Consider the following 22,182-nt stretch of genomic DNA (forward strand, 5'->3'; position numbering starts at 1 on the left):
GGAACCCCGTGTCCCCCTCCTGTGGCTGAGTCCCTCCAATCACACTCAGACCTCCGTCCCCAAGTACCTGCTCCTGACCTCTCCCCGGCCCCACCCGGCAGGCCCCTCCGGGCCGACAATCTGCCGACTACTTATCCGAATAACGCCACAGGGCGTGGGGACCATGAGGTCCTCATGCCTCATTCCATGCCCTCGGGCTTTCCATCCTGATCGACCCGCAACTGACTCAGGACATACCTGCCCCCTTTTTTCAGCAAGGAGACCATTGTGGATACTCGCACCCCTGATCAGGCCGCTTCTTCCTCGGGTGGGGCCGACACCTGTCACACCACCCATGGCTACATCAACGACAAGGATCGCTATCTCGCCCGCCTCAAGCGCATCGAGGGACAGGCCCGGGGCCTGCACAGCATGGTCGACGAGGAACAGTACTGCATCGACATCCTTACCCAGATCTCCGCGGTCAATGCTGCCCTACGCAGCGTTGCCCTGGGACTACTCGATGACCACATGAAACACTGCGTCCGTGACGCCGCCAAGTTAGGAGGAGAGGAGGCCGACGCCAAGTTCCAGGAAGTCACCGACGCTATCGCCCGTTTCGCCCGGTGACAGGCCGGGACCCGGCCACCACACCCCCGTCGAGAACGGCGGCCAGGCCACTCTGACCGCCCCTGTTGCCGGCTGGAGGCTTCGGAGTCCTGCTGCTGGCGGCGACATGATCGGGTTGATGGCCACTGTTGCTGCTGGTCGAAAAGATCGCGCCACTGAACAACCTTGACCACATCCCCACCTGCAACATCAACCGGTGCTGCCCCCAACACTCCAACTTTTTGTCCGCGCTCCCAAATCGGTTGGTAGCCGGATCTAGGTAGCCGGTTTTCCGCCTGTGGACGCTTGTTGCGCCAACCGCCCCGCTCGGCGCCCTACCGCAGGGAAGCGAACAGCGCTTCGGCCGCGGTGTCGTCCCAGAGCACCACGTTGCCCACTTCGGTGTCGGCGAAGCCGCCGATGGGCACGGTTTCCGTCTCTAGGCCGCCGCGCAGCGCGATGACGATGCGGGCGAGGTTCCACGCGTGGTCGTCGGAGTTGACCGTCAGCAGGGTGGGCGTGACCCACAGCAGACGCGCCATGCGGAACGGGTTCAAATACACGGACGGGGACAGCACGCGCGTGACCAGCCTGGTCATGAACTCGCGCTGGCGCGCCACTCGGTCCAGGTCGCCCTGGGCGGTGGCGCGGGTACGCACGTAGCCCAGTGCTGTGGGGCCGTCCATCTCCTGGCAGCCGGGTTGGAGGTTGATGTTGGCCAGCGGGTCGTCGATAGGCTCGGCGACGCAGATCTCCACACCACCGGCTGCGTCGACCACCCCGGCGAGGCCGCCCATGCCGATCTCCGCGTAGCGGTCCACATGCAGCCCGGTGTTCTGCTCCACGGTCTCCACCAGCAGCTGCGGCCCACCGATGGAGAACGCGGCGTTGACCTTGTCGTAGCCGTACCCGGGCACGGTCACGTACGAGTCGCGCGGGATGGACACCAGCGTCGGCTTTCCGCGCAGCGGCAGGTGCATGAGCATGATCGTGTCGGTGCGCACGGTGCCCAGGTCGCCGCCGGTGCCGAGGCGTTCGACGTCCTTTTCGCTCAGGCCCGTGCGCGAGTCGGAGCCCACGAGCAGCCAGTTTGTCCCCGAGGTGTTCGAGATTTGCTGGTCGGGCATGGCGGCAGTGCGGTTTAGGCGCGCGTCCGCGACCAGCACCGAGCCGATCAGCAAGGCGATGATCAGGGCGAGCACTGCGCCGCAGCCGGGGAGCTTTACTTTGCGACGCACCTTCGGCCCCCGCCGTCTCCCCCTCGAGACCTGCAGCGGGACGTCCTCCGGGGCAGGCCGCGCAGGGCGTTGCTGCACGGGACGCTGCTGCACCGGCCGGCTGCGCGGGTGCTCCGGCGCGCGCCGTGGCTCGTACGCGGCCGGGGGTTCGTAAACGGTGTGGCCCGGCTCGACCCGCGGGGAACCCCCGCGCGCACGGGGTTCTACGCGCGTGAATTCGTCGGGGTGGCGGGGAGCGGGATCGCGTCGAGAAGCAGTTGTGCGACGGCGAATGGGGCGGCCGTAGCGGTCCACGAGGGGCTTGCCGTCTTTGCCCAGCACGAACTCGCCCGCGTTATCGCGGGGGTCGTTGGAATGGGGCGTAGTAGACATGCGCTTAGTGTAACCAGTGTGACGGAAGTGTTTAGATTCCGAGCCACGACAGGTCCAGCAGCGGATAGGCGATAAACGCCACGGCATCGATGAAAAAGTGCGCCAGGATCAGCGGCCACACCCGGCCAGTTTTATGGAAATACCAGGCGAAGATCACGCCCATGACAATGTTGCCGAAGCCTGCGGAGACCCCCTGGTACAGGTGGTAGGACCCGCGCAGCACCGCCGAGGCCGCGATGAACTGCCACGGTTTCCACCCCAGCTGCTTCAAGCGCGTGACCAGGTACATCACCACCACGATCTCCTCGCCGAAGCCGTTGGCGAAGGACCACAGCAGCGACGTTGGGATCTGCACCGCGGCGGTGGTCGGCACCACCACCTTGGATAGCCCCAGGTGTACCGCGGCGACGTACAACGCCAGGCCGGGCAGCCCGATCAGCGCGGCGAACCCCACCCCGCGCGCGGCGTCGGCCCAGCGGGGCCAGCGCCAACGCTCGTCCAAGAGGAACCACGCCAGCCCGCCCCACGCGAACAGCGTCAGCGCGGAAGTCGCCTGCAGTGCCAGGTCCAGCCAGGGGACTGTCGAGGCCGCGTCGTGGATGGTGGTGCTCTGCTGGTTCAGTGGGGCTTGCAACAGCGAGTCCACAAGCCGCAGCGCCGCGCGCAGCCCCGCGGTGCCGAAGGTGACCGCGAGGACGAGCACGATTTCGAGCTTCAGGCGCCGAGTCATGCGCTAACTTTAACGCCATGCAGGATTCGTGGGCGCGCACTATCGAGCAGGTTGTCGGCCAGGAGTACCCCGCCGCCATGCACCATGAGCAGGCCGGCCCCGGCCACCCCGACCCGCGGGTGCTGCATCCGGCGTTCTGGGGCTCGTACGACTGGCACTCGTGCGTGCACATGCTCTGTACCGCGGTGAAGCTGCATGTGCGTATCGACGACCAAAGGCTCGCCGACCTCCTCGACGCCCGCCTGACCGCAGACAACATCGCCGCCGAGGCCGAGTATCTGCGCGCCCACCCCGTCTATGAGCGGCCCTACGGCTGGGCGTGGGCGATGCAGCTGGTCAAGGTGTGCCGCGGCACGAGGTGGGAGGACGCGCTCGCGCCGCTTGAGGCCCAGCTGGAGCGCAGCATCGCCGCCTGGCTGAGCACACAGCAGTGGCCGGTGCGCCACGGCGTGCACTCGAACTCGGCGCTGGCGCTGCTGCTCATCCACGACGCCGCACCGGCCTTGCGCGAGCCGGTGGAGCGCACCGCCCGTGCCTGGTTCGGCGCCGACCGCGCCTACCCGCACACCTGGGAAGTTTCGGGCCACGACTTTGTCTCCAACGGCCTGGCGGAGGCCGCCCTGATGCGCCGCGTGCTGCCTGCCGGCGAGTTCGCCGCCTGGCTAGACGGCTTCCTCACGCCAGAGGCGTTCGCGTTCTACACCGCGCCGATTCCGGTCGCGGACCCGGAGGACGGCCAGCAGGCCCACCTCATCGGGCTCATGCTCACCCGCGCGTGGCTGCTGCGCGAAATTGGGAAACCGGAAGGTACACAGCAGCTTATCGACGCAGCTTCGCCCCACCTGACCGGCCAGAATTTCATGGCCACGCACTGGCTGATCACCTACGCGCTGCTCGCCGAAGACGCGCCGGGAGCGTGACATTCGTGTACAAACGTGGCTATGGGAGCCGGTGAGAACCCCCGGGCGGGCAGCCCGAAAGAGCCGTACCAGCAGCTGGTGCGCACCATTGTCGAGCAGATTTCCAACCACGTCCCGGTGGAGGCGTTCTACTCCGTCGTGATCGCCCACGAGGGCAAAACCTACGTCGCCGCGATGGTCCAGCTTGCGGGCCAACCGCCGCAGACCGCGACGATCGACTACGAGAACGAGCACCGCGAGCTGTTCTACGAGGTGTTCTGGCAGGAGGTCGCGGAGACCGGCCAGGGCGGGCCGACGCAGATCTACGCCGCCAGCTTCGCGCCCAAGTCCAACTCGTTTGTCTACCACGGCAGCCACCCGTACGACCCAGCCCAGGGCGTGCCGGACGCAGCTGCGCTGCAGCGCTTCGCCCAGGGACTTCACGGGGCGCACATCAACACAATGGTGCACGCCCACCTCATGGAGCGCTCAGCCATGAAGCCCGCGTACCGCCCCTCGGGCGCCCACCTCACCGAGGAGCTGTTCACCCGGCTCGGCTACGAAGTCAACGAGCAGGCGAAGTACTTCGGCGCAGATTGGGCCGCGCTGAACGCCTTCTTCGCGCTTTCCTCCGGTCCAGACGGCACGAAGCTCGAGCAGGTGGACGCGATTTTTTACATGGAGAACCTCTCCTACATCTACGGTGTGTTCTCCCGCGCCGAGCTTGAGCCCTTCGCCACCGCCTACATCGACGCGGTGGCGGACGGAAAACCGTTCCACCACGCGCAGGTGCAGATCACCGTGAACAGGCAGAACGGCGAGTTCACGAGCAGCGTGTCCTGGGACGATTGGGCCGAGCGCATCCGCACGACCGCAGAGAACTGGAGAGACGTGGCCAACGACACCCACCCGCTGATGCAGAGGCAGCCATGACCCGCGTCGCCTATTTGGGCCCTGCGGGCACGTTCACGGAAGAAGCCGCGCGCCGCTTCGGCATCGAGGGCGCGCAGTACGTGCCCGTCGAGTCGCCGGCCGCGGCTCTCGCCGCCCTGGACGCGGGCGAGGCGGAGTACGCGGTGTGCGCAATCGAGAACTCCATCGACGGCGCGGTGACCACCACCATGGACGCGCTCGCCGCCACCGAAAGCGCGCGCATCGTGGGCGAGACCGAGCTCGCGATCGCGTTCGCGGTAATGACCAGGCAGGGGCACAAGCTTGACGACGCCCTCCGGCTGGCCACCCACCCCGTCGCCCACCAACAAGTTAAGCGCTGGATCGGAGCGCACGCACCGAAAGCGGAGTTCATCCCGGCGCCGTCCAACGCCGCCGCGGCGAAGATGGTGGCTGACGGCGCCGCCGACGTCGCCGTTGCTCCGGAGCGGGCGGCGGAGCTGCACGGGTTGGAGGTGCACGCCCGCGGTGTCGCTGACGCGGAGACGGCGCGGACCAGGTTCGTGCTCGTCGCAAAGCAGGCTGCTTCGCCGCAACCCACCGGCAACGACCGCACCGCGATTGTCTTCCGCACGAAGAACGAGCCCGGCGCGCTGGTGCGCGTGCTGCAGGAATTCGCGGCGCGCGGGGTGGACATGACGCGCATCGAGTCGCGGCCCACGCGCGAAGAGCCGAACACCTACGACTTCTTCGTGGACCTGGCGGGCCATGCAAGCGACGCGGCGGTGGCGGCGGCGCTTGAGGCCGGCGCCGAACGCACTACCGAGATGCGGCCGCTAGGCACCTGGCCGCGGGAGGGACGATAGCTATGGCATTTACTATGCCGACGGACAGGTACCCATGGGCGGGTAACGCGGTTGAGCGCTTCGAGTACGAAGTGCGCAGCCAGATGCACTATGTGTCGGAGAAGTTCCCGCTGAGCTTGTTCATGGGGTGCAACCCGAGAGGGCAAGTGTTCTTCTTCGTCCTCGGGGAAAGCGACGGCCAGGTGGGGCTGGTGGAGCTCGACTTTGAGGAGCAGCTGCACCGCCTCATGTACGAGGTGCTGCTTCAGCGCCGCCCGGACGAGGACCCGTGCTGGGGCCTTGCAGTGCACTACGACCCGGACGCGGACGAGATCCAGTACCGGGGCCTCGACGGCCTCGGCGCCATGGGAGATGAAGAGCGCGCGCTGGAGGTGCAGCGGGTGGCCAAGGAGATGGGCGGGCTCGCTTCGGAGAGTTAGCCCCAGCCGAGGGCGTGGAGCTCGTGCTCTTCTAACCCGAAGTAGTGGCCCACCTCGTGCAGCACGGTCACCTTCACCTCGTGGCGCAGCTGCTCCTCATCCACGCAGATCGCCTCGAGGGCGTTTTTGTACACGAACACCGCGTCCGGCAAGAACCCGGAGTGGTTCGAGTGCTGCTTCGTCAGCGGCACGCCCTCGAACAGGCCGAGCAGGGCCGGATTGTCCGGGTTGTAGTCCCGCGCCAGGATCACCATGTTTGTCATGTGCTGGGCGAAGTTGTCGGGGATGGTGTCCAACGCGTCGTTGATCATCTCCTCGAACGCCTCGTCGCTGACCGGGAGCATGGCTACTGCACCGGAGCCTGTGCCGGGTCCTGCGCAGCGCCAGCGTTGGCGGGGGCGGGGTCCTGCGCCGCGCCGGCGGTGGGCGCTGGGGCAGCCGGGGTCTGCTGGTCCCTCAAGGGGCGGCGCTGGGGGCGTTCGGGGGGCGGAGCGTCGTCGATAAGCAACTGCCCACGGCCCTGCGTCGCAGACCCGGTGAGGTTGGCAAAGCCACCCTCCGGGCGTGAGAACATCAACGCGCAGTTGACGCTGTGAGAGCCGCCCTCCCAGGCGGCGGGGGACTGCGTGGTCCAGAACGGGCGCAGCGCGATCTGGTAGAGGTTCTCCTCGCTGCCGAGGTACTCCTGCGCGGCCTGGGTGCACACGTCCTGGAGGTGCTTGTCCTGCTCCTCAACGGCCGGGGTGTGGTCCGGGAAAACCTCATCGAGCGAGACCGTGCTGGTGATCTCCAGCTGGTGCGGGTCCGCGCACTTGACCGCGGTGAGCGTGTTGGACGCGTCGATGGACACGCACTGGCCGGGCTCGAACACGCGGGCCTGGTCCTGGTCCACCACACGCCCAGACGTCAGGATCGGCGCGCCGGCGCGGTCGGTCTCCTGCAGCCCGCACAGCATCGTGCGGTCCCCGCGGGCCCACGCGTCCGCCGGCGGCAGGATCGGTGCGATGGAGTAGCGGCCGTTCGGGTCGTACTTGCCTTCCAGATAACGCAGCGTGCCGGCGCCGCACAGCTCCTCGCGCAGCTGGGCCTGGCGCGTCGGGTTCGGCATCGGCGCCTCCGGGCCGAACTCGGAGGTGGGGTAGGTGGCCAGGTTCTGGCGCAGGGACACCTCGAAGCGGTGCTCGCCCTCGCAGTCCGCCTGCTCGAAGCCGGTGATCGTGCCGTCTTCGGCCACCTGCCAGGTCAGGCAGGCCCCGGCGTCGGCGGTGGTGAACGTCGCCGCCTGGTCGGGCGAGACGGTGGAGCTGGCGGTGGTGGAGGAGGCCTGGTCCCCAGTGTCAGTCTCCGAGGGGTCGGCGGCGAGCGTGTACGTGCCCGCGCCGACGGCACCCGCCAGTGCGGCGATGAGGAAGGAACGCAGCGCGCTCTGTTTCGAAGCCATGGCGGCCCATTATTCCACTTCTCGCGCTACCCGAGTAGTCAGCCGGTAGCGATCCGTGCGGTACACCGAGGAGCAAAACTCCACGTTGTGCGTTCCTGACCGGGCGAAACGCACGATGTGCAGCAGGGCTGTGTCCGGTTCGACGTCTAGCAGCGGGGCATTGTCCGGACCGGCGGTGACCGCGGTGACGGTCTGCTCCGCCTCCGTGACGCCCAGGCCGTAATGCTTGTCCAGCAGGGTGTAGACGGAGTGGTAGACGTCGTTTTCCAGAAGGTCCGGCACCAGGGTGGCGTTGTACCAGGCGTCGTCCACGGCGTACGGTTCGCCGTCGCCAAGCCTCAGCCTGCGCAACCGTATGTGCGTTGCGGTGGGGGCGGTGCCGAAAAACTGCGCGACCTCCTCCGGCGGGGTGGTGCGCTCGCACAGCAAGATGCGTGACGACGCCTCCACGCGCTGCGCCCGCATCTCATCCGAGAAACTTGCCAGGTGCAGGCGCGACACCAACGGCGCCGGAGCAACGAACGTGCCCTTGCCGCGCACGCGGCGCAGCCGGCCCGCCGCCACCAAATCCCCGATCGCGCGGCGCACCGTGATGCGGGAGACGCCGTACTCCTCCTCCAGCGCGCGCTCGCCCGGGAGCGGGTCGCCGGGGGAGAACTCCTCGGCAATGCGGGACTCCAAAAGCGAGCGGAGCTGCTCGTGCTTGGGCACAGGGCCGTCTGCGATCGGGAGTGTCATACGCCCACCATAGCGCACTGGTTATGACCGGACGCCGTTGTGCCGTTGCAGTGTCGGTTTCAGGGTCGGTTGCAGGGTCGGCAGACAATGTAAGGTGAACAAGCGTGATTGATCTGAAGCGTGTGCGCGAAAACCCCGAGGCCGTCCGCGAGTCCCAAAGGGCCCGCGGCGAAGACCCTGCGCTTGTGGACGAGCTGCTGGCCGCCGACGAGGCCCGCCGCTCCGCCATCCAAAAGGCGGACGAGCTGCGCTCCGAGCAGAAGGCGTTTGGCAAGAAGATCGGCCAGGCCGCCCCCGAGGACCGCCCGGCGCTGCTGGAAGGCTCCAACGAGCTCAAGGCCCGCGTGAAGGAGGCCGAGGCGGAGGAGGCCGCCGCGCAGGAGAAGCTGGAGAAGCTGCAATACTCCATCGCCAACATCATCGAGGGTGCGCCGGCCGGCGGCGAGGAGGACTTCGTCGTAATCGAGCACGTCGGCGAAGTGCCCGAGTTCGACTTCGAGGTCAAAGACCACCTGGATCTCGGCGAGGCGCTCGGCATCATCGACATGAAGCGTGGCACCAAGGTCGGCGGCGCGCGCTTCTACTACCTGGCGGGCGACGGCGCCTGGCTGCAGCTGGGCATGCTCATGCTCGCCGCCCAGAAGGCGCGCGAAGCCGGCTTCAAGGTGATGATCCCGCCGGTGCTGGTGCGCCCGGAGGTCATGCAGGGCACCGGCTTCCTGGACGAGCACGACGAGGAGATCTACTACCTCGAGCGTGACGACATGTACCTGGTGGGCACCTCCGAGGTGGCGCTAGCCGGCCTGCACCAGGACGAGATCATCGACCTGTCCGACGGCCCGCTGCTCTACGCCGGCTGGTCCTCCTGCTTCCGCCGCGAGGCCGGCTCCTACGGCAAGGACACCAAGGGCATCCTGCGCGTCCACCAGTTCGACAAACTGGAGATGTTCGCCTACTGCAAGCCCGAGGACGCCGAGGAGATGCACCAGAAGCTGCTCGGTCTGGAGCGCGAGATGCTCGGCGCCGTGGAGGTGCCCTACCGCATCATCGACGTCGCGGCCGGCGACCTCGGCTCTTCCGCTGCCCGCAAGTTCGACACGGAGGCGTGGGTGCCGTCGCAAGGCACGTACCGCGAGCTGACCTCCACCTCCAACTGCACCACCTTCCAGGCCCGCCGCCTGCACACCCGCTACCGCGACGCCGACGGCAAAACCCAGACCGCCGCCACCCTCAACGGCACCCTGGCCACCACCCGCTGGCTGGTGGCCATCCTGGAAAACAACCAGCAGGCCGACGGCTCCGTGCGCGTGCCCGAGGCGCTGCGCCCGTGGGTGGGCAAGGAAGTGCTCACGCCGTAATGGATACGCGCCGATACCGCGGCTTCACCGTCCCGCGGCTCTACGAAGGCATCTCCGCCAACCGCGACGAGGCCGTGGAGAAGTTCTACCAGGGCCTCGTCCGGTTCGCCCGCCGCGTCATGCGCGCGACGAACATCGACGTCACGGTCATCGGCGCCGAAAACATCCCTGCGGAAAGCGGCGCGATGCTCGCCGGCAACCACACCGGCTACGCCGACTTCATCCTGCTCGGCACTGGCCCGTATCTGCACGGCGAGCGGCTGGTGCGGTTCATGGCCAAAAAATCCGTCTTCGAGGTGCCCGTTTTGGGTTGGCTGCTCAAGTTGATGAAGCACGTGCCGGTGGACCGCGCCCGCGGCGGCGCCTCCATCGCGCCGGCTGTGGAGATGCTGCGCGAAGGCAACCTCGTGGGCATCTTCCCCGAGGCCACCATCTCGCGGTCGTTTGAGCTGGCAAACTTCAAAACCGGCGCTGCCCGCATCGCCCACCAGGCCGGGGTGCCGCTCGTGCCGTGCGTGATGTGGGGCTCGCAGCGCATCTGGACCAAGGATCTGCCGAAACACTTCCGCAACGTGCCCGTCATCGTGCGTTACGGCGAGCCCGTCCACCTCACCGGCGATGCCGAGGCGGACACCGCCGAGCTGAAGCGACAGATGCAATTGCTTCTCGACGCCTCACGGTCCGAATACGCCTCCCTCTACACCGACGGCGCGGGCGAGGCATGGATGCCGGTCGCCCTCGGCGGCACCGCGCCCACGCCGGAGGAGGCCGAGGAGCTCTACGCTCGGGAACGTGCCGAGCGTGAGGCGAAGAAGCAGCGCAAGAAGGTTTGATGCTTCATGCCTGTCGACGCCACCGGTGACGCCCCGCGCCTGATCATCTCCGACATCGACGGCACCTTCATCACCTCCGCCGGCCGCGTCACCGACAGGCTGCGCGCAGTGATCGTGCGCGCCGTCGAAACCGGCGCCCACTTCGGCCTGGCCACGGGGCGTCCGCACCGCTGGCTCATCCCCGTGCTGGAGCAACTTCCGCTCGCACCGGTGTGCGTGTGCGCCAACGGGGCCGTGGTCTACGACCCAGCCACAGACCGGGTGCTGCACGCCTTTGAGCTCTCCCCGTCCGCGATGGCCGAGGTCGTCGAGGCGGCGGAGCGCGTCCTCGCCGATGTGCCGCACGGCTACGGCGTGGAGCGCGTCGGCTCGTCCGCGCTCGACCCCGAAGAAGAGTGCTTCATCATCACCCCCGAGTACAACCGGGACGCCTGGGACAGCCAATTCGGCGTCACCGACACCCAAACCCTGATCAGCCAGCCCGCCGCGAAGCTGCTGGTGCGCTGCTCGTCCATGACCTCAGCGCAGATGTTCGAACTCATCGCGCCAGAGGTAGACCCGGAGCTCGCGCACGTGACCTACTCCATGGACGAAGGCCTGATCGAGGTGTCCTGCCCCGGCGTGGACAAGGCCGCCGGCGCGCGCTACCTGGCCGAGCGCTACGGCGTCACCGCCGCCGACGCCATCGCATTCGGCGACATGCCCAACGACCTGGAGCTTCTGCGCTGGGCCGGCCGCGGCGTTGCCATGGCTAACGCGGCGCCCATGCTTCACGACGCAGCCGACCACGTCACCGCCACCAACGACGAATACGGTGTCGCGCAAGTGCTCGAGCGCTGGTTCTAGCTCGCCTGCTGCTCCAGGCCCGCGAGCCAGGTGCGGTACGGCGTGGCAATCCGGTTGGGCAGCTGGTGCACCCCCGGGCGCTGGTCAATGGCGGTCTGGATCTGCGCGATGAACCCGTCGGTGCGCGCGTTATCCCACCCCACCCTGCGCACCACGGCGCCTTGATTCTGGAGTTGGGTTTCGCGGTGGCGTTCACGTCGTAAAGCTTCTGCTGCATCCCCGAACACCCCGCTGTTCTTCTCCAGCCCGTCCGCCTCGAGCACGAGGAAGCCGTTGATGAGCACGTCCGCCCAGGCAACGGTGGGCCATCCATCCGCTTCGGTGATGCGGAACCCCACCTGGAACTCGATGGTCTCCACGCCCGTGAGGCGGCCGTCGGCGATCGCGCGCAGAATCGCATCGCGCACGATGGTCTCCAACGCACTCGCGGACGTGTCGGCGGAGTGGCAGATGAGCTCGCGGAAGGCCTTCATGCCGCGGGCGCGAGTGAGAATCTCGGTCTTTTCCAGCAGGTAGTCCGTGGTGAGATGCTCGTGCTTGAACCGCGCGGACTCGATCTGCACCAGCGCCTCGAGCGCGCCGTAGTAGCGGAACGAGTCAAACATGGCACGGATCGCTGTCGCGGTGCGGATGCCGTTGTGCTCGACGAACTCCGCGTCGCGGAGGAGGCCGCTGCGGTAGATCCTGTCCGGGTACTTCTTGCCCCAGGCCCGGGACGACCCAGGCATCGCAAGATCTACCGTGGTCACCCATTTGTATGTGGAAAGGTCGAGCCACCGTGCAGCGGCCGGGCCCGTGATTGCTGCGGTTTTGCACTGTGCTGCGACCTTCTTGATCAGATCCAGCTCAGCCTGACGTTTCTCTTGAATTCCCCCCATGGCAGGGAGTATTGCACGGTCTGTGCTGCTCGTCCACGCGAGCGCCGTGGGTCGAGTGGGGTGTCTGGGGTGGTGATGTACGGATCGTCTAGCACGGTGGGAACTGCTGCTAGACGATCCGCTTTTGACGCACGCGTTTCCCCAGTTCGTAATGAACATCAGTGCCAGTAGTACGCTGATCGTCTAGCAAGCTGCGGCTGTTGCTAGACGATCCGTGCTGCTAGACGATCCGAGCAGACGTTTTGGTGCGAAACCTGCCCTCAAGCACCCACCACAGCCAGCGCACCCCACCCCCACCCGTAAAATCGCGCGCATGGCTTTGATTGCGGCGATTGACCAGGGCACGACGTCGACGCGCGTGTGCATCACACGCACAGACGGCAAGGTTGTTGCCCAGTCGCAGTTCGAGCACACCCAGTACATGCCGCAAAAGGGCTGGGTGGAGCACGATCCGATGGAGATCTGGCGCAACACGCGCCGGGCGTTGAGCGAGGCGCTTGCGGACGAGGACATCAGCGAGCAGGACATTGACGCGCTCGGGCTGACCAACCAGCGAGAAACGGCGGTGATCTGGGAAAAGGCCACCGGCAAGCCGATTTATAACGCCATTGTCTGGCAGGACACCCGCACGAACCACGACGGCGACGCCGCGAAGTATCTGCGCAAGACGGGGCTTTTGCACAACTCGTACCCGGCGGCGCCGAAGTGGGCGTGGATCCTGGACAACGTGCCAAACGCAAGGCAGCGCGCGGAAAACGGCGAGCTGCTCGCGGGCACGATCGACACGTGGCTGATCTGGAACCTCACCGGCGGCGCGAAGGACTTGGACCGCGCGCTGCACTTGACGGACGTGACCAACGCGTCGCGCACACTGCTCATGGATTTGCAGACGCTGCAGTGGGACATGCAGCTTTGCGACGAGCTCCGCATCCCGCCGCAAATCCTCCCCGAGATCCGCCCGTCGGTGGGCAACTTCGGCAAGATCCGCCCCCGCGGTCCGTTGGCAGGAGTGCCGATTACCGGCGTGCTCGGCGACCAGCAGGCCGCCCTGTTCGGCCAGGGCGGCATCCGCGAAAACGACGCGAAGATGACCTACGGCACGGGGCTATTCATGCTGCTCAACTCTGGTGCGACGCCGAAGTTCAGCGAGAACGGCCTGCTCACCACCGTGGCGTACCAGATCCAAGGCCAGCCGCCGGTGTACGCACAGGAGGGCTCGGTGGCGGTGGGCGGTTCGCTGATCCAGTGGCTGCGCGACCAGCTGGGAATCCTGAGCACCGCCGCGGAGTCGGAAACGCTGGCCAGCCAGGTCGAGGACAGCGGGGGAGTGGTGATCGTCCCGGCGTTTTCGGGCCTGTTCGCGCCCAGGTGGCGCCCTGATGCGCGTGGGGTGATCGTGGGGTTGACCCGGTTCGTCGATAGGCGGCATATTGCCCGGGCCGCCCTCGAGGCGACGTGTTTGCAGGCGCGCGAGGTGGTGGGCGCGATGGGCGGGGAGCCGAAAGCGCTGAAGGTCGACGGCGGGATGACCACGAACGACCTGCTCATGCAGATGCAGGCCGACATCCTCGGCCTGACCGTCGAGCGCCCCGCGAACACGGAGACCACGGTGATGGGTGCGGCGTCGGCGGCGGGCATGGGCATTTCGCTTATCGACGAACCGCTCACGCTCGGCCCCGCAACCACCTGGGAAAGCGAAATGGCCGGCCCCGAAAGGGACCGGCTTGTCGCCGCGTGGGAGGACGCGGTGTCGCGCTGTTTGGATCTTGCCTAGGCCCGAGCTTGCGAGGGCCTAGTTCGTGTTGATGTCCACCGCGTTGGTGGACGGGTTGTAGGTGATGAAGCCGCCTTCGAAGTCCACGCGCACGGTGTCGGCGGTGGGGTTGAACTGCTGCGTCACCGGCATGCCCAGCGGGCCGGCGTCCAAGCCCTGCTGCAGCCAGGCCTCCGCGATCTTGCCCACCAGTGCGATGATCTCGCCTTCGTTGTTGCGGGCGCCGATGCCGTTGGAGTACAGCGCCACGGCCGGGCCGGTCGGGCCGCCGACGCCGGCGACGAGCTTGCCCAGGGTGGGCTCGAGCGTGGTCCAGACCTGGGCTGCCTCACTGGAGCCGAACGCGTTGAGGGTGGGCGCGACGGCCGGGCTGATCTGCTTTGCCAGGTTGGCTGCCTGCGCCAGCGTCAAGCCCTCGAAGACCTGGGTGTCGCCGTCGTTGGAGACGGTGGGCAGCTGGTCCTGAGCGGCCAGGAACAGCAGCACCAAACCGATGGCGGTGCCTGCCACGGTGGCGATGGTGTTCGGGTCGCCGGAGGAAAGTGCGGCCAGGGTGCCGTCGGGGGTGCCGTTGCTTGGGCTGCCCTCGTGCTTCGGTGTTGGCGCCGGGGCGGTAGCCGTCGCGGTGGCGGCGTCGGTCGCCGTTGCAGCAGGGGTCGTGGTGGTGGACGTGTTGTCGTTGCTGCCCAAGCGGTCCAAGACGGAGCCGATGCCGGAGCGGCCGCCGCCCAGGGAGCGGTACTTCGTGGCCGCGGTCGCGCGGATCACGGGCAGCTTGGAGTACAGGTTGTCGCCCGGGCAGGTGTTGTAGTGGAAGTCGCGGTGGGCGTTGATGTTGTTAAACATCGCGCCCTGGCCGGCTGCGTACTTGGAGTCGCGGAAGTTGCCCTCGGCGAAGTGGTAGCTGGAGCCGGTGGGGTCGAAGCCCGCGACGGCGGCCTTCCAGCCGATGATCTCGCCCATGGCGCGAAGGGCGGCCGGGGTGGGCTCGGCGGTCTGGTAGTCGCCAAGCATGGACACGCCCCAGGTGTTTTGGTTGAAGGAGCCGACGTGGGCGCCCTGCGGGCCGCGGTCCATGCCGCCGGCGCGGCCTTCGTAGATGTTGCCGTACTTATCGACGAGCGCGTGGTAGCCGATGTCGCCCCAGCCCAGGTTGTTGGTGTGGTAGTTCCAGATGCCGCGCACGATTCCCGGTGCCTCGGCCTCGGAGTAGTTGTTGGAACCGGCCGTGTGGTGCACGGTGGCGGCGGTGGTGGGCTCGGAGTAGTACGGGGTGCTGCTGCGGCCGGCGCCCCACTGCGCGCGGGTGACCACCTCGGGCATGCCGCGGGTGTAGGAATCGGCGACCGGCTGGATGCCGCCTTGCGCGGTGCCGGTGCCGCCGTCCAGGAACACGGCTTCAATGTCGTTGGCGGTGGTGGGGGCGTCGGAGGCGGCGCGGCCGCCTTCGAGCAGGTCCACGTTGCCGGTGGAGACCTGGATGCGCTTAGTGCGGCCGACGTAGATCGGCTCGGTGCCGAACTTGTCGGAGCCCGCCTGCGGGTCTGCCGGGTCCATCTCGAACCACTCGGACCAGGCGCCATCGGCCTTCTGGGAGCGCACGTACGCGGCGATGTCGCGTTCGCCGGTCCAGGTTAGGCCCACGATGGAGAACTCGCGGTCGTTGGAGAATTCCTTGACCACGCGGCGCACGTGATCTTCTTCGCCGCCCTGGGTGCGGATGGCGGCGTCGTCGACGGTGATGTTGTCGCCGGCCGCGAACGACGAGGTGGTGGTGTAGACCTCCGGGGCGCCTGCGCCGAGGGACTGCACCTGCAGGATGCGGTTGCCGCTGAACGCGTTGGCGGCAACAAGTGCTGTGACGAGGAGGACGGACACGATCACGGGCATGATCGCGGCCCGGGCGGGTCGGGCCGCGCCGCCCTGAATGCTGCGACGTTGCTGCACAGTAATACTCCTGGGGTTTTTGAGGTTCGCTGCGAGAGCAGTGGCAAATGTGACAGAAACGAAGTGTAGTGCAAGTTCAAGTCTCAAGAAAGACTTGAGACTTCTGTGGCGTGTCGTGGCGGAGCTCCGTCGATAGGCAACTGTGCGAGAATAGGCCTCATGGCATACGACCTCATTGTTGTTGGATCGGGTTTCTTCGGCCTCACCGTGGCCGAGCAGGCGGCGAGCGAGCTGGGCAAACGCGTGCTGGTGGTGGAAAAGCGCAGCCACATCGGCGGCAACGCGTACAGCGAAAACGAGCCGGAAACCGGCATTGAGGTGCACAAATACGGTGCGCACCTGTTCCACACCTCCAACGAGCGGGTGTGGGAGTACGTCAACCGCTTCACGGACTTCACGGACTACCAGCACCGCGTCTTCGCGATGCACGACGGCACCGCCTACCAGTTCCCCATGGGGCTCGGCCTGATCAACCAGTTCTTCGGCCGCTACTACTCGCCGGAAGAGGCGAAGAAGCTCATCGAGGAGCAGCGCGAAGGCCTCGACCCCACGGCCGCGACGAACTTGGAGGAGCGCGGCATCGCGCTGATTGGCAAGCCGCTCTACGACGCGTTTGTGAAGCACTACACCGCCAAGCAGTGGCAGACCGACCCCACCGACCTGCCGCCGGAGATCATCTCGCGCCTGCCGGTGCGCTACACCTTCAACAACCGCTACTTCAACGACACCTACGAGGGTCTGCCCGTCGACGGCTACGCCGTCTGGCTGGAGAAGATGGCGGAGCATGAGCTTATCGACGTCCGCACGGACACCGACTGGTTCGCCGTCGCTGACGAGATCCGTGCGGAATCCCCGGACGCGCCCGTGGTCTACACCGGGCCGCTGGACCAGTACTTCGACTACGCCGAGGGCCGCCTGGGCTGGCGTACCCTCGACTTCGAGCAGGAAGTCCTCGAGGTCGGCGACTTCCAGGGCACCCCGGTGATGAACTACAACGACGCCGACGTGCCGTACACCCGCATCCACGAGTTCCGCCACTTCCATCCGGAGCGCTCCGAGTACCCCACCGACAAGACGGTGATTGTGAAGGAGTACTCCCGCTTCGCCTCTGACGATGACGAGGTGTACTACCCGATCAACACCCCCGAGGACCGCCAGAAGCTCGAAGCCTATCGACGCCTCGCCGCCACCGAAGCCGAGCAAAACAACGTCCTGTTCGGCGGCCGCTTGGGTACCTACCAGTACCTGGACATGCACATGGCTATCGCCGCAGCGCTGACCCTGTTTGACAACCAGCTGCGCCCGTTCTTCGAAAACGGCGAGCCGCTGAGCCAGCCGCGCGGGCACTAGGGGGGCGGCATGGCAATGCAAGAGATTTTCGTTCACCCCGACTGCCCGGACTGCGTGGGCGTCATCGCCGAGTATAACGACAACCCGAACAGCTTCGGCGACGCGGAGCTTGTCGACGTCACCGAGCTCGGCAGTCTGAAGCGTTTCCTGCACTACCGTGACCGGCTGTCCGGTTACGCCGCCGCTCGGGACGCCGGCAAGATCGGGGTGCCCTCGAAGGTGCTCGACGGCACCACGGTGGAGTTCTTCGACGCGGTGTAGCGGCCACGGCGGCGCGGTGCCGTGGCCGCCCGGCACCGCTGCCCGGCCGACCAATTAAAACGCCGACCAGGTTGTGGAAAATAACCACGCCTCCTGGCCAGCTGATGAACGGGATTATAACGAGAATGGTAGCTCCGGTCGAGTTATAGTCAACTCGAAACAACTCCAAACAACTATCCTGAACTGCGTCGATGGACTGATTTTAGGCGATTTTTGCGGTAAGTTGTTTCGGAGTTGTTTCAAACAACTTTTAAACAACTTTTGTTATTCTGAGCCCATGCTCGATTCGGGTTTTGAGGGTGTGGAGGAAGCACTGTCGGCAATTGAGGCCGGAGATAGCGCTGATATCTGGGAATCCCAGGTACTGGATTTCAAGGAGGATCCTGCCGTCCACCCGATGAACAAGAACCCCGATGCGGGTCTTGTGGAGTTTCTCATCGACGAAGTTATTTGTTTCTCCAACGCCGACGGCGGAGTTGCCTACATTGTCCTTGGCGTCAATGACAAGAAGGCAGGCCCTGTTGCGTTCACTGGTACTGATCGCTCATGCGATTGGTTGGTGGAAAAGATTTACAGCAAGACGCAGCCTCATATTCAGGTCGAAGCTTCTGAAATCGAGCGCTGTGGCAAGCGTTTGATTGCGTTGCGCATCCCGCGGGGGATGGCGTTGTATCAGCGTTCCAAAGGCCAGGCCAGTAAACGCGTCGGGAAAAACTGTGTTCCTTTAGGGGAGGATGAGCGTCGCAGTATTCACCTGTCCCGTTCGAACCCTGACCTGAGCGCTACTGTGTCTCGACGAAGCCCTGAAGATCTCGACCCTAAGGCAATCGAGCAGGCTAAAGCACTCCTTGCCAACCGGAAGCATGCCTTGGGTGATGACTCGCCTGTACCCCAGACGAGTCTTCAACTCTGCAGTGAGTTGGGATTGCTTACGGCCGATGGCGCGCTGACATTTGCGGCAGAAATTCTCTTCATGCAGCCGCTGCACAACCGGACGGTCGTGAGACATTTGCTTCGCGACGTGCCCAGTGGCGATCCGAAAGTAACCGAGATTTCCGCACCGTTGATTACTGCGTCAGAACAGCTACGTGCGTTGATTAAGGCTCACACGTCGCAGGAGATTGCGCGAGTGCAGCTCCCGAACGGGCAAGAGTTTCCCATTCCGGCGTTTCCTGCGGCTGCTGTAGATGAAATTGTTTCTAACGCATTCGCGCACCGCGACTGGGGAGCGACCACTGCAATCGTCGTTGATCAGTCTCCGACCAGTCTGACCGTATGGTCTCCTGGTGGCCTCCCCGTAGGCGTGCCCGAGGAGAGGATTCTGACCACCCAATCGATTCCGCGCAACCCGATTCTGATGGGTGCACTGCGACAGTTAGGACTTGCTGAAGAATCTTCGCGAGGCTTCGATCGCATGTGGGTCTCCATGCTTGCTAGTGGTAGGCAAGCCCCCAGTCTGAATGCCGATGGGCCGTTTGTTGAGGTCACGTTGCCCGCCGGAAATGTCGATTCGGCGTTTATTAAGACGCTGTACCTGTTGCGTACTGAGTTTGGTGAAGCGATCTTCAAGAGTGTGGATGGGCTTTTGGTTGCGCGTCATCTAGCGAACAACCAGATTTTGATGACGTCCACGGCAGCTCGACTCATGCAAGTCCCGGAAGCGCAGGCCCAAGAAACCTTGGGGTGGTACGCAAGTCAGGGCTTCCTAGAACCTTTGCGGGATGCTCCTGAGTGGATACTGTCCGCTCGAGCTCGGACGGCCTTTGAGGGGAACGAATCTACTGGGATTGCATCCGTGACTACCGAGGACTGGATCATTGCTCAGTTGCGCGAGGGGCAGTCCCTGAACGCTCGTGAGGTTGCGAATGAACTCGGCGTAGAGCGTGAATCAGTGAGCCGAATCCTTCGCCACCTTCGAGATTTGGGTAAAGCGAAGATTGCCGACGGTAGCCCGACTCGAGGTCCGAGTGTTCGGTGGGTTTCCCTCTAAACAACTCCAAACAACTATCCTGACCTGCTCAGATGGGTTGATTTCGGGTCAGTTTTACGGCGAGTTGTTTCGGAGTTGTTTCAAACAACTCCGAAAAGGGTTGGTTAGGCGCTCAGGGCCGGGGCGACGAAGGTCGAAACGAGGTACCGGTTGATGTCGACGAACGTTGAGATGGAGGATCAGCTTCGGCGACACCTGCTGCCGCCCGTTGTTTAGAAGATCGAAATGGAAGCGGTGTGGTGAGTTTGTGGTAGCGCTTGAGTGGGGATCCGGTAGCGGGTCCCTGCTCAGGCGCTTTGTGTGTTACTGGTTAGCTTCCAGTCTCATGTTTGGTCCTTCGAGGGTGATGATTTCGGCGCCGGCGATGAGTCGGTTGAGGATGGATTCGGCGATGACTGCGTCCGGGATGGATCTGTACCAGTCTTGCGGGGTGAACTGTGAGGTCACGATTGTTGATCGGTTGCCTTCTCGTTCGGAGAGAATGTTGAAGAGCAGGTGTGCGGTGGCGGCGTCGACTGGGGTGGTGAGGAAGTCGTCGAGGACTAACACGTCGACGCTGATCAACTCGCGGGTGAGTTTGAGCCGGGCTGGGTCGTCGAGTGGCATCACTGCGAAGTGCGCGGCAAGCATGTCGGTGCGGTAGAACCTGGCGGAGTAGTCGTTGCGGCATGCTGCGGTGATCAGTGCTTGGGCGAGGTAGGTCTTGCCGACTGAGGATTTGCCCAAGATGACTATGTTTTGGCCCAGGTGGCACCATTGTCCGTGAGCGAGTCGGCTGACTTGTTCTGGGTTGATGTTGCGGTCAGGTGCGTAGACGACGTCTTCGAGGCAGGCATCGGGGTTTGGCGATCGTGATGCCTTGAGCAGTTTGTTGATGCGGCGTTCGCGTCTGGCCGCGACTTCTTTGTCGAGTGCGTAGAGCACCTTTTGGGAGAAGGTCCACGTGTCGAAGGCTGGGTCGTTGGCGATGTCGATGACGCTTTTGCCGAAGGCTGTCATGCGCATTGCTGTGAAGTCCGCGAGGACGGATTCGTCGAGGAAACGCTCTTGAGGCGGGGTCGGTGGGGTCATGGCGTTGTGGTTCCTTTCTTGATGAGGTTGTCCAGGCTGAACTGTGCTGCGCCACCGAGGTAGGCGCCGCTGGTGTCGCGTGTGGCAGCGGCGGGTGCGTGGGCCGGATGCCCAGGTGTGGCCGGTGCCGGTTGGTCGAAGCCGTGTGGTCGGGTTGCGGCTTCTTTGCGTACGGCGGCCATCATGTTTTTGACCGCGGTGTAGGACACCGCCCGGCGGGTCCCGTCGCAGGAGAGCAGACGCTGGCATGCTTCTTCCAGCACGGGCTTGTTGGCGTGTTTGCCCATTGACAGCACGTTCCTGCACGATTGGTACGCCTGGGCCGGGATTGCTTTCGCCGTGATCATTTCCTCGATGACGGTGCGTGTCGCCGGGCCGATTTTTTGGGCTTCGCGCAGGAAGTAATCGCTCGTCCACAGGCCCTGGGTGTGATCCATGTTCGCCGGTATGTGGTCGGCATCGGTGACATACGCCCCGCGGGTGTGGGCAAGCGTGTGGGTTGTAACGGCACGGCCACCATCGAAGACCGTGAGCACTTGCCCGGTGATGCGCACATCGACAGTGCGGCCAACGAGCTGGTGCGGCACGGAGTACCGCACGCTGGCTACGGTGATGTGGAAATCTGGGGCGATCTTGGCGCGTTTCCACTCGGTGCGCTGCCACGGGGTATCGGGAAGTGCTGTCAACAGGTGCCTTTCATGCGCATCGAAAATGTCTTTGCGGCTTGACTGCTGGTGACGAAACGGTACCGCCTGGTTGATCTGGTCAACCAGCTGCTGAATTCGCGAGTTGAGTTCGTCAAGGTCGACGCACTGGTGGCCATCGAGTGCGTGGATGACCTTGTGGGTGACGATCTTGACTGCGGCTTCGACATTGGCTTTGTCTTTCGGCCGTTTCGCCCTCGTGGGCAGTGCTGCGGTGTTGTAATGCTCCAAAAACTGCTCGTAGGTGTCGTTGACCTTGCGGTTTCGATCCGCCGCGCTGATCGCGTTCGACGCAGTCGAGGCATTATCCGGCACCACAACCTCAGGCACGCCCCCGAAGTAGGCGAACGCGTGGTGGTGGGCATCAAGCCAGGAATGCTGGCGCTCATCCGGACATGCGAGGGCAAAAATCATCCCTGAATACGGCATTGAGGCGACAAACACGCTGACCTTTACCCCCGGTGCGCCATAAGGGTCGAACAGGCGCATCTTGGTGCCTGCCCAATCCACCTGCATGGTGTGCCCCGGTGTGTGGGTGATGCGTGCGGTCAAACCGGCCGCATCGACATGAGACGCCACCAACTGGCGGAACCGGTCGTAGCTGTAATGGAGCTGGCCGGGTAAAGCAGGTGTGGTGGTGTAGCGCGCCCACAGCACTTGCAGTGTCTGCTTGTCACGCCCCGTGCGGGCTTTGACCACCGCATCAAAATCGATAGGGACGAATTCGCCCTGGCCGGTGCTTCGCCCATCGACGAATAACTCGTCGAGCTCATCATCCGTCAACGCCAAAACCTGGTCGACGGTGCGAATCCCAAGGGATCGAAGCACCTGATTCGACCGGGAAATCGTGCGGTGCGAGCACCCGAGCTGTTGTTCAATCTGGCGGTACGAACGCTGCTGCACAAGCAGCTTCATCACCGCCCGGTAATCCGTCATCAGCGGACTCCTTCCGGTAACCGGCTACACCCCTGTGGCGCAACCACCCGAA

The 22,182-nt window shown here is 65.0% G+C and carries 21 protein-coding genes; 12 read left to right on the forward strand and 9 right to left on the reverse strand.

Annotated features, from left to right (window positions below; all coding sequences use genetic code 11):
* Positions 1-267 precede the first annotated feature (267 nt).
* Positions 268-609, forward strand: coding sequence for a metal-sensitive transcriptional regulator (locus ACF3NP_RS11220; protein ID WP_269511641.1), 342 nt, complete (start codon positions 268-270; stop codon positions 607-609).
* Between the two features lie 314 nt (positions 610-923).
* Here ACF3NP_RS11220 and ACF3NP_RS11225 read toward each other — a convergent pair whose 3' ends face one another.
* Entirely contained in the window at positions 924-2,198 is a 1,275-nt protein-coding gene (locus tag ACF3NP_RS11225; protein WP_181889254.1) for an LCP family protein, read from the reverse strand.
* 31 nt (positions 2,199-2,229) lie between these two features.
* Entirely contained in the window at positions 2,230-2,928 is a 699-nt protein-coding gene (locus tag ACF3NP_RS11230) for a CPBP family intramembrane glutamic endopeptidase (RefSeq protein WP_181889253.1), read from the reverse strand.
* A gap of 17 nt (positions 2,929-2,945) precedes the next feature.
* Here ACF3NP_RS11230 and ACF3NP_RS11235 point away from each other — a divergent pair, with 17 nt between their 5' ends.
* Genes ACF3NP_RS11235 through ACF3NP_RS11250 form a run of 4 tightly spaced genes read left to right on the forward strand, consistent with a single transcriptional unit; the run spans position 2,946 to position 6,003 of the window.
* Positions 2,946-3,848 carry a DUF2891 family protein gene (locus ACF3NP_RS11235; RefSeq protein ID WP_181889252.1) on the forward strand — a complete coding sequence of 301 codons (903 nt, stop codon included), beginning with the start codon at positions 2,946-2,948 and terminating at the stop codon, positions 3,846-3,848.
* A 21-nt stretch (positions 3,849-3,869) separates the two neighbouring features.
* Positions 3,870-4,760 (forward strand): hypothetical protein, encoded by an 891-nt coding sequence (locus tag ACF3NP_RS11240; RefSeq protein ID WP_181889251.1) that lies wholly within the window; start codon positions 3,870-3,872, stop codon positions 4,758-4,760.
* Entirely contained in the window at positions 4,757-5,584 is an 828-nt protein-coding gene (gene pheA / locus ACF3NP_RS11245; protein WP_181889250.1) for a prephenate dehydratase, read from the forward strand. The genes ACF3NP_RS11240 and pheA overlap by 4 nt, the downstream gene beginning before the upstream one ends.
* 2 nt (positions 5,585-5,586) lie before the next feature.
* Positions 5,587-6,003, forward strand: a complete 417-nt coding sequence (locus ACF3NP_RS11250) for a hypothetical protein (RefSeq protein WP_181889249.1) — start codon at positions 5,587-5,589, stop codon at positions 6,001-6,003.
* On the opposite strand, the gene ACF3NP_RS11255 is transcribed toward ACF3NP_RS11250, so the two are convergent.
* The 3 genes from ACF3NP_RS11255 to ACF3NP_RS11265 are packed head-to-tail and all read right to left on the reverse strand — an operon-like array spanning position 6,000 to position 8,182.
* Entirely contained in the window at positions 6,000-6,347 is a 348-nt protein-coding gene (locus tag ACF3NP_RS11255; protein ID WP_181889248.1) for a metallopeptidase family protein, read from the reverse strand. The two genes, ACF3NP_RS11250 and ACF3NP_RS11255, sit on opposite strands and share 4 nt — an antisense overlap.
* A 2-nt stretch (positions 6,348-6,349) precedes the next feature.
* The gene (locus ACF3NP_RS11260; RefSeq protein WP_181889247.1) at positions 6,350-7,444 is read right to left on the reverse strand and encodes a septum formation family protein; all 1,095 of its coding nucleotides are present in this window, start codon (positions 7,442-7,444) and stop codon (positions 6,350-6,352) included.
* 9 nt (positions 7,445-7,453) lie between these two features.
* A complete protein-coding gene (locus tag ACF3NP_RS11265) occupies positions 7,454-8,182 on the reverse strand; it encodes a GntR family transcriptional regulator (RefSeq protein ID WP_181889246.1) in 729 nt (242 codons plus the stop codon).
* A gap of 104 nt (positions 8,183-8,286) precedes the next feature.
* On the opposite strand from ACF3NP_RS11265, the gene serS reads away from it, so the two are divergent.
* From serS to ACF3NP_RS11280, 3 genes are read left to right on the forward strand one after another with little or no spacing between them, the layout of a single operon-like run.
* Positions 8,287-9,540, forward strand: coding sequence for a serine--tRNA ligase (serS, locus tag ACF3NP_RS11270; RefSeq protein WP_181889245.1), 1,254 nt, complete (start codon positions 8,287-8,289; stop codon positions 9,538-9,540).
* Positions 9,540-10,373, forward strand: coding sequence for a lysophospholipid acyltransferase family protein (locus ACF3NP_RS11275; RefSeq protein ID WP_181889244.1), 834 nt, complete (start codon positions 9,540-9,542; stop codon positions 10,371-10,373). Before serS ends, ACF3NP_RS11275 begins: the two co-directional genes overlap by 1 nt.
* 6 nt (positions 10,374-10,379) lie before the next feature.
* Positions 10,380-11,219 carry an HAD family hydrolase gene (locus tag ACF3NP_RS11280; protein ID WP_181889243.1) on the forward strand — a complete coding sequence of 280 codons (840 nt, stop codon included), beginning with the start codon at positions 10,380-10,382 and terminating at the stop codon, positions 11,217-11,219.
* Here the strand turns inward: ACF3NP_RS11280 and ACF3NP_RS11285 are convergent.
* The gene (locus ACF3NP_RS11285; RefSeq protein WP_181889242.1) at positions 11,216-12,097 is read right to left on the reverse strand and encodes a hypothetical protein; all 882 of its coding nucleotides are present in this window, start codon (positions 12,095-12,097) and stop codon (positions 11,216-11,218) included. The genes ACF3NP_RS11280 and ACF3NP_RS11285 overlap by 4 nt on opposite strands.
* A 313-nt stretch (positions 12,098-12,410) precedes the next feature.
* Between ACF3NP_RS11285 and glpK the strand changes: the two genes are divergently transcribed.
* On the forward strand, positions 12,411-13,871 hold the full coding sequence (gene glpK, locus ACF3NP_RS11290; RefSeq protein WP_181889241.1) for a glycerol kinase GlpK: 1,461 nt from the start codon (positions 12,411-12,413) through the stop codon (positions 13,869-13,871).
* An 18-nt stretch (positions 13,872-13,889) separates the two neighbouring features.
* On the opposite strand, the gene ACF3NP_RS11295 is transcribed toward glpK, so the two are convergent.
* A complete protein-coding gene (locus ACF3NP_RS11295) occupies positions 13,890-15,818 on the reverse strand; it encodes an N-acetylmuramoyl-L-alanine amidase (RefSeq protein ID WP_392398694.1) in 1,929 nt (642 codons plus the stop codon).
* A 159-nt stretch (positions 15,819-15,977) separates the two neighbouring features.
* Between ACF3NP_RS11295 and glf the strand changes: the two genes are divergently transcribed.
* The 3 genes from glf to ACF3NP_RS11310 all read left to right on the forward strand — a co-directional run bounded on the left by glf (position 15,978) and on the right by ACF3NP_RS11310 (position 19,419).
* Positions 15,978-17,168: a UDP-galactopyranose mutase gene (gene glf, locus ACF3NP_RS11300; RefSeq protein ID WP_181889240.1), complete on the forward strand. Its 1,191-nt coding sequence runs from the start codon at positions 15,978-15,980 to the stop codon at positions 17,166-17,168.
* A gap of 9 nt (positions 17,169-17,177) precedes the next feature.
* A complete protein-coding gene (locus ACF3NP_RS11305; protein WP_181889239.1) occupies positions 17,178-17,429 on the forward strand; it encodes a hypothetical protein in 252 nt (83 codons plus the stop codon).
* 277 nt (positions 17,430-17,706) lie between these two features.
* A complete protein-coding gene (locus ACF3NP_RS11310) occupies positions 17,707-19,419 on the forward strand; it encodes an RNA-binding domain-containing protein (protein ID WP_181889238.1) in 1,713 nt (570 codons plus the stop codon).
* A gap of 303 nt (positions 19,420-19,722) precedes the next feature.
* Here the strand turns inward: ACF3NP_RS11310 and ACF3NP_RS11315 are convergent, their stop codons facing one another.
* Together ACF3NP_RS11315 and istA are read right to left on the reverse strand one after the other, a co-directional pair.
* Positions 19,723-20,490 (reverse strand): ATP-binding protein, encoded by a 768-nt coding sequence (locus ACF3NP_RS11315; RefSeq protein ID WP_271694435.1) that lies wholly within the window; start codon positions 20,488-20,490, stop codon positions 19,723-19,725.
* Positions 20,487-22,130, reverse strand: a complete 1,644-nt coding sequence (gene istA, locus ACF3NP_RS11320; RefSeq protein WP_392398695.1) for an IS21 family transposase — start codon at positions 22,128-22,130, stop codon at positions 20,487-20,489. Before istA ends, ACF3NP_RS11315 begins: the two co-directional genes overlap by 4 nt.
* Positions 22,131-22,182 lie beyond the last annotated feature (52 nt).

It is taken from the genome of Corynebacterium lehmanniae, from assembly GCF_043161975.1.
Taxonomy (GTDB): Bacteria; Actinomycetota; Actinomycetes; order Mycobacteriales; family Mycobacteriaceae; genus Corynebacterium; species Corynebacterium lehmanniae.

Excerpts from the sequence above, each read along its gene's own strand:
- ACF3NP_RS11225 (WP_181889254.1), bottom strand. The coding sequence starts at position 2,198 with ATGTCTACTACGCCCCATTCCAACGACCCCCGCGATAACGCGGGCGAG.
- ACF3NP_RS11230 (WP_181889253.1), bottom strand. The coding sequence starts at position 2,928 with ATGACTCGGCGCCTGAAGCTCGAAATCGTGCTCGTCCTCGCGGTCACC.
- ACF3NP_RS11235 (WP_181889252.1), top strand. The coding sequence starts at position 2,946 with ATGCAGGATTCGTGGGCGCGCACTATCGAGCAGGTTGTCGGCCAGGAG.
- ACF3NP_RS11240 (WP_181889251.1), top strand. The coding sequence starts at position 3,870 with ATGGGAGCCGGTGAGAACCCCCGGGCGGGCAGCCCGAAAGAGCCGTAC.
- pheA (WP_181889250.1), top strand. The coding sequence starts at position 4,757 with ATGACCCGCGTCGCCTATTTGGGCCCTGCGGGCACGTTCACGGAAGAA.
- ACF3NP_RS11250 (WP_181889249.1), top strand. The coding sequence starts at position 5,587 with ATGGCATTTACTATGCCGACGGACAGGTACCCATGGGCGGGTAACGCG.
- ACF3NP_RS11255 (WP_181889248.1), bottom strand. The coding sequence starts at position 6,347 with ATGCTCCCGGTCAGCGACGAGGCGTTCGAGGAGATGATCAACGACGCG.
- ACF3NP_RS11260 (WP_181889247.1), bottom strand. The coding sequence starts at position 7,444 with ATGGCTTCGAAACAGAGCGCGCTGCGTTCCTTCCTCATCGCCGCACTG.
- ACF3NP_RS11265 (WP_181889246.1), bottom strand. The coding sequence starts at position 8,182 with ATGACACTCCCGATCGCAGACGGCCCTGTGCCCAAGCACGAGCAGCTC.
- ACF3NP_RS11275 (WP_181889244.1), top strand. The coding sequence starts at position 9,540 with ATGGATACGCGCCGATACCGCGGCTTCACCGTCCCGCGGCTCTACGAA.
- ACF3NP_RS11280 (WP_181889243.1), top strand. The coding sequence starts at position 10,380 with ATGCCTGTCGACGCCACCGGTGACGCCCCGCGCCTGATCATCTCCGAC.
- ACF3NP_RS11285 (WP_181889242.1), bottom strand. The coding sequence starts at position 12,097 with ATGGGGGGAATTCAAGAGAAACGTCAGGCTGAGCTGGATCTGATCAAG.
- glpK (WP_181889241.1), top strand. The coding sequence starts at position 12,411 with ATGGCTTTGATTGCGGCGATTGACCAGGGCACGACGTCGACGCGCGTG.
- glf (WP_181889240.1), top strand. The coding sequence starts at position 15,978 with ATGGCATACGACCTCATTGTTGTTGGATCGGGTTTCTTCGGCCTCACC.
- ACF3NP_RS11305 (WP_181889239.1), top strand. The coding sequence starts at position 17,178 with ATGGCAATGCAAGAGATTTTCGTTCACCCCGACTGCCCGGACTGCGTG.
- ACF3NP_RS11310 (WP_181889238.1), top strand. The coding sequence starts at position 17,707 with ATGCTCGATTCGGGTTTTGAGGGTGTGGAGGAAGCACTGTCGGCAATT.
- ACF3NP_RS11315 (WP_271694435.1), bottom strand. The coding sequence starts at position 20,490 with ATGACCCCACCGACCCCGCCTCAAGAGCGTTTCCTCGACGAATCCGTC.
- istA (WP_392398695.1), bottom strand. The coding sequence starts at position 22,130 with ATGACGGATTACCGGGCGGTGATGAAGCTGCTTGTGCAGCAGCGTTCG.